General features: G+C 70.0%; 8 protein-coding genes. 3 read left to right on the forward strand and 5 right to left on the reverse strand.

Annotated features, from left to right (window positions below; genetic code table 11):
* A partial coding sequence (locus FHP25_RS40095) for a helix-turn-helix domain-containing protein (protein WP_147848186.1) occupies positions 1-188 on the reverse strand: 188 nt, incomplete at its 3' end.
* Positions 189-226: 38 nt separating this feature from the next.
* Here FHP25_RS40095 and FHP25_RS40100 point away from each other — a divergent pair.
* The 3 genes from FHP25_RS40100 (at position 227) to FHP25_RS40110 (ending at position 3,005) form a co-directional block, all read left to right on the forward strand.
* The gene (locus tag FHP25_RS40100; RefSeq protein ID WP_147852621.1) at positions 227-520 is read left to right on the forward strand and encodes a LexA family protein; all 294 of its coding nucleotides are present in this window, start codon (positions 227-229) and stop codon (positions 518-520) included.
* Between the two features lie 137 nt (positions 521-657).
* Entirely contained in the window at positions 658-1,674 is a 1,017-nt protein-coding gene (gene trpS, locus FHP25_RS40105) for a tryptophan--tRNA ligase (RefSeq protein ID WP_147852622.1), read from the forward strand.
* A gap of 95 nt (positions 1,675-1,769) precedes the next feature.
* A complete protein-coding gene (locus FHP25_RS40110) occupies positions 1,770-3,005 on the forward strand; it encodes an MFS transporter (protein ID WP_147852623.1) in 1,236 nt (411 codons plus the stop codon).
* Here the strand turns inward: FHP25_RS40110 and FHP25_RS40115 are convergent, their stop codons facing one another.
* The 4 genes from FHP25_RS40115 to FHP25_RS40130 all read right to left on the reverse strand — a co-directional run bounded on the left by FHP25_RS40115 (position 3,006) and on the right by FHP25_RS40130 (position 9,638).
* On the reverse strand, positions 3,006-3,422 hold the full coding sequence (locus FHP25_RS40115) for a PaaI family thioesterase (RefSeq protein ID WP_147852624.1): 417 nt from the start codon (positions 3,420-3,422) through the stop codon (positions 3,006-3,008).
* 10 nt (positions 3,423-3,432) lie between these two features.
* The gene (locus FHP25_RS40120) at positions 3,433-4,584 is read right to left on the reverse strand and encodes a DSD1 family PLP-dependent enzyme (protein WP_218578997.1); all 1,152 of its coding nucleotides are present in this window, start codon (positions 4,582-4,584) and stop codon (positions 3,433-3,435) included.
* 79 nt (positions 4,585-4,663) lie between these two features.
* Entirely contained in the window at positions 4,664-7,330 is a 2,667-nt protein-coding gene (locus FHP25_RS40125; RefSeq protein WP_178134143.1) for a PAS domain S-box protein, read from the reverse strand.
* Between the two features lie 421 nt (positions 7,331-7,751).
* Positions 7,752-9,638 (reverse strand): AMP-binding protein, encoded by a 1,887-nt coding sequence (locus FHP25_RS40130; RefSeq protein WP_231712647.1) that lies wholly within the window; start codon positions 9,636-9,638, stop codon positions 7,752-7,754.
* Between the last annotated feature and the right edge of the window lie 344 nt (positions 9,639-9,982).

The following is a 9,982-nucleotide window of genomic DNA, read 5'->3' on the forward strand; positions in this document are numbered from 1 at the left end:
GTTCGGTATACTGTCGAGCCGCTCACGCCAATCGTGCCGGCGATCTGCTCGTCGCTGGCGCCGGCATCGGCCGCCAGCAGGATCTGCGCCCGCTTGAGCTTGCGCGCCGCATGCTTGCCGCCGCTCAGCAGCGCCGCCAGCTGCGCGCGTTCCTCTTGGCTCAGCTCGACCCGGTACCGTACATTCATTCTGATCTCCTTGAGGGGGAGACCAGACGAATCCAGCGATGAGTCACAAATCAGGCACCGCGCGCCGCACCGGCCCGCATCGCTTCACCGAAAAGCAAGGCCAGTATCTGGCCTTCATCCATGTCTACGCCCGCATGTTCCACCAGGCTCCTGCCGAAGCCGACATGCAGCGCCACTTCCGCGTCAGTCCACCTTCAGTCCATCAGATGGTTCTCGGCCTCGAGCGCGCCGGCCTCATCCGCCGCCAGCCCGGTGTCGCACGAAGCATCCAGATCCTGGTCGACCCTCAAGACCTGCCAATCCTTCCCTGGCTCAACAGCAACCCGTCATAACCTCTGTGGCGAGGTACTAGGAGCGGCACGACAGCCTTCTTGCAAGCGACCGTTGCCGCCGTGATCGGGCAGGCACAGGTCGTTTCTCTCTGGCAGCTTCTTCCGTCGCGGCGGCTCCCCTTTTCGGAGACGTCACGATGCCTGTCGACACCAGGCCCATCATCCTCACCGGCGATCGCACCACCGGACCGCTGCACCTGGGCCACTATGCGGGCTCGCTCAAGAACCGCGTGGCGTTGCAGGACTCGCACCGCCAGTTCCTGCTGCTGGCCGATGCCCAGGCGCTCACCGATCATGCGCACGATCCGGCCAAGGTGCGCCGCAACGTGCTGGAGGTGGCGCTGGACTACCTCGCGGTCGGCATCGATCCGGCAAAGACCACGATCTGCGTGCAATCCTGCCTGCCGGCCCTGGCGGAGCTGACGACGCTCTACATGAACTTCGTGACCGTCGCGCGGCTGGAGCGCAACCCGACGATCAAGGACGAGATTCAGGCCCGCGGCTTCGGACGCGACATTCCGGTCGGCTTCCTCTGCTATCCTGTCGCCCAGGCTGCCGACATCACGGCGTTCAAGGCCACGGTCGTGCCCGTGGGCGAGGACCAGCTGCCTCTCATCGAGCAGACGAACGAGATTGCGCGGCGCCTCAACCACCAGATCGGCCACGACGTCCTGCCCCAGGCACGGGCGCTGATCGCGCCTGTCGGGCGCCTCCCGGGCGTCGACGGCAAGGCCAAGATGAGCAAGTCGCAAGGCAACGCGATCCCGCTGTCGGCCGCGCCCGAGGCGATCCGCGACGCCGTGCGGCGCATGTACACCGACCCCAACCATTTGCGCGCCGCCGATCCGGGCACCGTCGAAGGCAATGTTGTCTTCACGTACCTCGATGCGTTCGACGAGGACCGGGAGGCTGTCGTCGCCTTGAAGGAGCACTATCGGCGTGGCGGATTGGGCGACGTGGCGGTGAAGCGCCGGCTCGACGACATCCTGCAGGCCCTCCTGGCGCCGATCCGGGAGCGCCGCGCCGCCTTGGCCCGCGATCCCGGCCATGTGCTGCGGGTGCTGCGCGCCGGAACGCTCGAGGCGCGGGAGAGGACCCAGGCGACATTGGACGAGATCCGCCATGCGCTGGGGCTCTTCACGTTCGACCGTTGATCCGTCCGTGGAATTCGACGCCGTGCCGCGGAGTGTGACGACCGGCGGGCCCGTCTATCCATCGCCGCCAGACCGACCGCGATGGGTGCGCCGCCATGTCTCTCTCTCCCCTCCTGCGACTGCAAGGCGCTACCGTCGGCGTCCATGCCGCCGATCAGCTCGCGCTGGCGGCGCTGCCGTTGACCGCGGTGCTCCTGCTCGACGCCGGCCCCGGCCTTGTGGGCATCCTGGTGGCGATCCAGGGCGCCGCCTGGCTGCTGGTGTCGCTGCCGGCCGGAATCATCGTCGACCGGTTCACGGCCCCCACCGTGCTGTTCGCAGCGCCGGTGCTTTCCCTGGCAGCCTCGGTGGTGGCCCTGGTCGCGGCGCTGGCCGACCTCCTCTGGCCGCTGGCCGGCGCAGCCTTCATCGGCGCCGCCGGCACGGTCTCGTTCGTCCTGGCGGCGACGGCCGTGATCACGCGCCTCATGCCGCCGGCCCAGCTGCCGGCCGGCAATGCCCGCCTCGAGCTGGGCCGCGCCGCCGCGACCCTGGCGGCGCCTTTCATCGCCGGCGAGCTGGCCATGCGGCTGTCGCCGACCTGGGGCTATGCGCTCGCCATCGTGGCATCGTTGTGCGCCGTCGCCTGGCTGGCCGGCCTCGACCGGCGCGCCATCGCCGTGACGCCGCCGCCGCGCCAGCCGATCCTGGCCGCGATCCGCGAAGGCGCCGCCTTCGTCATGCGCCAGCGACTGCTGCGCGGCATCGCGCTGTGCGCCATCTTCTGGAACTTGTCGTTCTTCGCGCTGTGGGCCGTCTTCGTGCCGTTCGCGCTGAAGCTGCTCGCGCTCGATCCGCGGCAGACCGGCGCCATGCAGATGACCTATGGCGCCGGCCTGATCGTGGGCGCGCTGTCGGGCGGCACCTTGCTGTCACGGCTGCCGCCGAACGTCACCCTGCTGTTCGGTCCGGCAGTCTCGGTGATCGCCGGCGTGCTGCTCCTGATGTCGACGCGCACGCCCGGCGTCGTGCTGCCAGCGGTGGCGCATTTCCTGGTCGGCTTCGGCCCGATGCTGTGGCTGATCTGCCAGACGACCGTGCGCCAGCTGGTGACGCCGCCCGAGCTGCTGGGCCGGGTCAATGCCACGATCCAGGTCGCGGTCTACGGCATGCGCCCGATCGGCGCCCTGCTGGGCGGCTGGCTCGGCGCGCGCTTCGGCTACGAAGCGGCGATGCTGGCGATCGCCATCGGCTTCACGCTGTCCTTCACGGTCGTGCTCGCCACGCCGCTGGTCCGCCTGCGCGTCCTGCCGCCGCAGGCCGAAGCGCAGCAAGGCTGCCAGCCGGCCTGATCACACATCGGCGCGCGGCCGCAGCGCGCAGCTGGCGGTGGCATGCAGCACCGCCTCGACCGGCGTATGGTCGAACAGCCACGCTTCGGCATGCGCCATGCGCTTGCCCCTGCGGATGACACGGGCGATCGCGACGACATCCGCCGCCGGCATGGGGCGCAGGAACGTGGCGCTCATCGTCGCCACCATGCCCAGCGCCCGGCCGCCGGTCGCGGCAAGGATGGCCGCGAACATCGCCGTGTCCGCGAAGCCCAGCAGCGCCGGGCCCGAGAAGACATCGCCCGGTCCGATCAATGCCGGCCGCAACGGGAAGCGCAGCCGCACGTCCTGGTCCTGCGCCTCCTCGACGATCAGCGCATGCTGGTCGATCGCCGGCAGCGTCGCCGCGAGCAGGCGCTGCAGGTCGTCCTCGGTCATGACGGCGCCCCTAGCGGCTGCGGCCGCGGCCGGCGATCGGCCAGATGTCCACCAGCGTATGGCCCTTCACCACGTGGTAGGCGTCGTAGAGGTTCACCGTCGGATCGCAGTGCGGCGGCGTCAGCGTGACGACGGCGTCGATGCCGGGCCCCGACACGCCGTCGGGGAACGTGATGCGCGCGTGCTCGTCGCCGGCGAAGCGGAAGGTCGTGCCGTCCGGCACACCGGACAGGATCGGTGGCGCGCCGGCTTCCGTCGCCATCGACTTCAGGCCCGAGTCGATGGTCGCCATGCCCGGCGTGCTGGCGCTGACCACGCGCGCATCGATCTGCAGCGCCTGCTCGAACGGCGCGCGACCGTCGCCGCGCAGGTCGCAGACATTGTACTGGTGGTCCATGAAGACATAGGAGCCGACCTGCAGCTCGCTGAACACGCCCAGCGCCGCGTCGATCGCGTGCGTGCCGGTGCCGCCGCCGGTGACGATGGCCGGCTTCAGCCCATCGGCCGTCAGCGCCTCGACGATACCCTTGAGGTAGGCGGTACGCTCGGTGATCTCGTCGCGGCGCTGGGCGAATGCCTCGATGTGCTGGTGGCGGCCGCAATAGAACTGCACCCCGGCATAGCGCAGCGCCGGCGCGGCGGCGACCTGCCGGGCCAGGGCAAGCGCCGCTTCGGGCGAGGCCACGCCGGTGCGATGCATGCCCGGATCGATATCCACCACCACCGACAGCGACCGGCCGGCAGCGGCAGCGGCGCGCGCCAGTGCCGCCACGTTGTCGGGATGGTCGGCCGTCACCATCAGGTCCGGGCTGCGCGCCAGCAGCGCCATCAGACGCTCGATCGCGGGCGCCGACACCACCGGCGAGGTGATCAGCAGGCCGCCGATGCCGGCCTCGGCCATGACCTCGGCCTCGCCCAGCTTGGCGCAGCAATTGCCCAGCGCGCCGGCCGCGATCTGGCGCCGCGCGATGTCGGGGCTCTTGTGGGTCTTGGAATGCGGCCGCAGCGCGATCCCGTGTGCGCGCGCGAAGGCGGCCATGGCCGCGATGTTGCGCTCGAGCATGTCGAGGTCGAGCACCAGCGCCGGCGTGTTCAGAAGCCCGCGCGAGCCCTGGCGGCCGATGAGATGGGCATGCAGGCGATGGGAATCAGTGGGATGCACGGTCGGATCTCGCGCGATGGATGGCGGGATGGCAGGTCGGCAGTGTAGGACGGTGACGCCGTCGCTCCAACGCGCGAAATCAGCTGTCCGCCGCCGACGGCTGGCCGAGCGCACGACGGATGCGCCGCGCCAGCTCGCGGCTGCGGAACGGCTTCTGCAGCAGCTCGATGTCGGGCGGCGGCCGGCCGTAGCGCTCGATGGCGCTCTCGGCATAGCCCGAGGCGCACAGCACCTTCAGCCCGGGCCGCAGGCGGCGCCCCTCGTCGATCAGCTGGAAGCCGTCGATGCCGCCCGGCATCACCACATCGGTGAACAGCAGGTCGATGGGCTGGCTGCCGGCGATGATCTGCAGCGCCGCGCGGCCGCTGGCGGCCTCGATGACGCTGTAGCCGAGATTGCCCAGCAGGGTGGCGACGGTGCCGCGCACCGCCGGATCGTCCTCGACCAGCAGGATGGTCTCCGAGCCGCGGGGCCGCTCCGCCGCCGCCACGCTGGCGACGCCGGGCTGCTCGTCGCCGCCGGCCTGCGGCAGCAGAAGGCACACGCTGGCGCCTTCGCCCGGCCGGCTGTCGATGGTCATGTGGCCCCCGGATTGCTTCACGAAGCCGTAGACCATGCTCAGCCCCAGACCCGTGCCCTTGCCTGCCGGCTTGGTGGTGAAGAACGGCTCGATGGCGCGCGACATGATGTCGGCCGACATGCCGCGCCCGGTATCGACGACCCGGATCGCAATGTAGCGGCCGGGCCGGACATCGGCGATCTCGGCCGCCAGCCGCTTGTCGAGCCCGATGTTGCTGGTCTCGATCAGCAGCCGCCCGCCGCCCGGCATCGCATCGCGGGCATTGACGGCGAGGTTCAGGATCGCGTTGTGGAGCTGGTGCGCGTCGATATGGGCGATGGTCGGATCGGCGCGCAGGTCGAAGCGCAGCGCGATATCCTCGCCCAGCGGGCCGGTCAGCAGCGGCCGCAGCTCCTCGATCAGATGGTTGACGTCGACGGCACGTGGCTGCAGCGGCTGCTTGCGCGCGAACGCCAGCAGCTGGTGGGTCAGCTCCGAGCCGCGGCTGCTGGCGGTGAGGATGCTGCGCACCAGCTCCTTCCTGGCGTGGTCGGCCTCGGGCAGCTCCTCGTTCAGCAGCTCGGCGCAACCGGCGATCACCGTCAGCAGGTTGTTGAAGTCGTGAGCGACGCCGCCGGTGAGCTGCCCGATCGCCTCGGTCTTCAAGGCCTGGTGCAGGCGGTCCTCCGCCACCTTGTGGTCGGTGATGTCGATGCCGATGCCATCCCATTGCAGGGCATCGTCGGGCAGCTTCTTGGGCGTGGCATGCAGGCGCAGCCAGCGTACCTCGCCGCCGGGACGCGCGATCAGCCGGACCTCGATCAGCGACGGCCCGGGATCGGCCGCCGTCGTGGCCAGCGAGCGGACCAGGCGCTCGCGATCATCGTCATGGACATGGTCGAGCAGCGTGCCATGGCCGCTGCTGATCTCCTCGGCCGGCACGCCGATGACCTGCATCAGCCGGTCGCTGACATAGGCGCTGCCGAACTTGCCGTCCGCCGTCACCACCTGGCGGAAGATGAAGCCGGGCAGGTTGCCGGCGATCGCGCGCAACCACTCCTCGCGATCCTGCAGCTCGCGCTCGCGCTCCATCAGGTCGGTGACGTCGGTGCGGATGATGACCGTGCTGCCGTCGGGCAGGCGATGGTCGCGGGCGCGGCACCACCGGTTGCCGATGGCGCGCACCAGCCGCGCGCCTTTGCCCTCGCGATGCTCGCGCAGCCGCTCGGCGATGAAGCTCTCCTCGTTGCCGATCGCCTCGACGTAATGGCCGCTGGCGACGCCCGTGCGCAGGATCTCCTCGAAGGTGAGGCCCGGATGCAGCCAGTCGGTATCCGGCGGCAGCGACTCGCGGTATCGGCGGTTCATCAGCACCAGCCGGTCCTCGGCATCGAACACGGCGAAGCCGTCCGACATGCCTTCGATGGCCAGGTTCAGCAGGCCTTCGGTGGCGTTGGCCCGGGCCCGGGCCTCGATCTCGGCGGTCTCGTCGCTGGCCACGCAGCGATAGCCGGTGAAGCGCTTGTCCTCGTCGAACACCGGCACGCCGCTGGCGCGGCGGTAGTGGGTGCGGCCCTGCCCGTCGACCATCGTGTAGCGGATGTCGCGGAACGGCTGGCGCGCCTGCATCAATGTCAGCACGTCGCGCCAGGTCGGATCGAGCTGCGGATCGCTGACCCCGGCGGCCTGCCAGATCGGCAGCCCGACCATCTCGTCGAGCCTGCGCACCGGGCTGGCGGCCGACGCGAGGGCGGCCTGCGTGATGCGCAGCTCGACATCAGTCTCGACCCACAGGCTGTACGCCGCCTCGATGAAGTCGCGGAACCGCGCCTCGCTGTTGCGCAGAGCCCACTCGGCCTCGCGCTGCGCCGTGATATCGCGCACGACGACGATGCGCCCCCGGTCGGGGCCATCGTCGACAACCGACACGCTGTTGCGCGTCCATACGGCGCTGCCGTCCTTGCGGACGTAGCGCCTGTCGGCCTCGCCCGCCACCCCACCCGGAGCACGGTCGTCGGGATGGACGATCTCCATCTCGTCGCGGCCCGCCAGCGCGGCGGCATCGCAGCCCATCAGCCGTTGGAACGCCGCGCTGGCCTCGACGATGCGGCCGGCGCCGTCGACCACCAGCAGGCCGATCCCAGCCTGGTCGAGCGCCGCGCGCACCACCGCATCGGTCAGGCGCACGCCAGCGCCCGCAGCTGAAGCCGCGGGCGGCGCGACGGAACGGCGAAGGCTCTGCGTATTCACTCGCGGTGACCTCGGGCGGGCGCCCTCGAACGTCATGGACGAACACGGTGGACAAGCCAAGTCCTGCTGATGCGCCAACAGGCCGGCCGCGGCGGCCGCGTTCGCGGATCACCGCCGGCAGCGGGGCGCCCGAGGGGCGCCCCGACCGGAGTTTGGTCCAAAATGGAGCCATTGCAGTCGCACGAACTTACGCACGACTGCAGCCAGCACCTGGAATCGCGGGTCGGTGACACACCTGTCATCCCGAGCGCAGCGAGGGATCTCCCGCGAATAGCGTACTGTGCGCCTCTCCCAGGAGATCCCTCGCTGCGCTCGGGATGACAATGGCGACTCACCTTCCACTGATAGCTGGTACCAGCTAGGAGATGACGATAACGTCCTGCGCCGGCGGCTCGGCGTAGAGCCGCTCGACCAGGGCAGCGCGCCGGCTCAGGGCGGCGCGCTGGTTGATGTAGCCCTTGTCGGTCAGCTCGTTGCCGTCGACCGACGGCGGCTCGGTCATCAAGAGCACGCGCGCCACGCGCATCGACGAGCCGCGCGTGCGGGCGTTCATGGCAACCAGACCGTCGCGCACGCAGGCCACCACCGCCGGATGACGCAGCAGCTCGGCCAGCGGCAGCTTGCCGGCGGCATCGCCGGCAAGCTGCCGGCAGGCGGCGATGTTGGGGAAGCCCAGCAGCCCGACATAGGCGCGGTCCTGGCCGGCCACCAGCGCGTCCTGCAGCACCGGCGAGGCGGCCGCGACCGCGGTGCTGCGCAGCGTGCCGACCAGCACGAAGGTGCCGCTGGTGAGCTTGAAGTCCTCGACGACGCGGCCGTCGAACACCAGCCCCTGGGCCGGATCGGTGGCGTCCACGAAGCGGCCGGCATCGCCGATCCTGTAGAAGCCCTCCTCGTCGAACATCTGGGCCGTCAGCTCCGGCTGCTTGTGGTAGCCGGGCGTGACGATGATGCCGCGCAGGCGCAGCTCGTAGCGCCCGTCTTCGCCGGTGGGCACCATCTTCAGCTCGACCCCGGGGAACGGCAGGCCGATCAGCCCGACCCGCTCGCTGGCCCAGTGCACCGTGGTGGCGGTGGGCGCTGTCTCGGTGCTGCCCCAGCCGGTGACGAACGGGATCCGGAAGCCCGTATGGCGCACCGCCAGCGCCTGCATGCGCCGGTAGAGATCGTCGGGCAAGGTGGCGCCGCCATAGGCCAGCAGGCCGAGATTGCGGAAGAAGCTCTGCGCCAGCGCGTCGTCCTTCTCCAGCGCCGTGGCCAGCATGGCATAGCCCGCCGGCACATTGGCAAAGTAGGTCGGCGAGATCTCGCGCAGGTTGCGCAGGGTCTCGTCGAACAGGCCGGGCAGCGGCCGGCCGTCGTCGATATAGGTGGTGCCGCCCTCGGCGAGGTTGGCGTGCAGCGTCGCGTTGCCGCCCATGGTGTGGTTCCAGGGCAGCCAGTCGAGCATCACGCCCGGCGGCTCGCCTTCCTTGCGCACGCGCGACATCTGCCCCATCGCGACGTTGGCGCACATCATCTCCTGGGTGTTGATCACGGCCTTGGGCATGCCGGTCGAGCCCGAGGTGAACAGAAACTTGCCCACCGTCTTGCCGTCGATCAGCGCCACCGATCGCGCCACGGCATCGCCCGGCACCGTGGCCACGAGGTCGGCGAAGGCGACGGAGGCCATGTCCGGCGGCGATGCCTCGACATGCACCAGCGTGACGCCGGCAAGGTCGAGCGCACGCAGCGCCTTGGCGAACATGGCGCCGTTCTGCACCATCACCAGGCCCGGCCGGATCAGATCGTAGACGTATTTCAGCTTGGCGTGGTCCTCGCTCATCAGCGAGTAGACGGGCGACACCGGCGCCACGGGCGCGCGCGCCTGCATCGCCGCCAAGGTCAGGAGTGCGAACTCGATGGAGTTGCCTGACAGGATCAGCACCGGCCGGTCGGGACCGAAGCCGCGGTCCAGCAGCGCCTGCGTGATGGCGTCGACCTGGGCCTTGGCCTGGGCATAGGTGAGCTGCAGCCATTGCCGCTCAGGGCCGCGGCGCTGCGCCAGCCAGATGCGGTCCGGCGCCGTGTCGGCCCAATGTGCCAGCAGCGCCGGGATATGCCTCTCGTACGGCTTCAGCGCATGGCGCGAGCGCAGCACCATGCTGCCGTCGCCGCGGCGCTCCAGCGCGACATCGCGCGACAGGAAGTCGATCGGCTTGAACGGCACCCGATCGGGTGCGTCTACGGTGATCGCGGTGTCCACGGGCGTGCTCCCAGGGCTTGGGTCTTGCTGTTGTCCGCATCTAGCGGGGTCTTCACCTCTCCCGCAAGCGGGAGGGGTCGACGATCGCGTCGCGACGGGACAGGCATATCGGCCATCGGCCGGTATGCCGAGGTGAGGGCTTCACGCATGAGACCTCGTTCTTGGCCCCTCACCCTCCCGGCACGCTTCGCGTGCCGGGCCCCTCCCTCTCCCGCTTGCGGGCTAACTTGCGCACAGATGTTGCGCTGCGAGAGAGTAGCCATCGACGATGGCGTAGAAGCGTTCGAGGCCGTCGCGGATGGTGATGGGTCCGCAGCCCTTGTCACTGTCGTAGCCGGTCCAGC

It is taken from the genome of Vineibacter terrae (genome assembly GCF_008039615.1).
In the GTDB taxonomy this organism is placed as follows: Bacteria; Pseudomonadota; Alphaproteobacteria; order Reyranellales; family Reyranellaceae; genus Vineibacter; species Vineibacter terrae.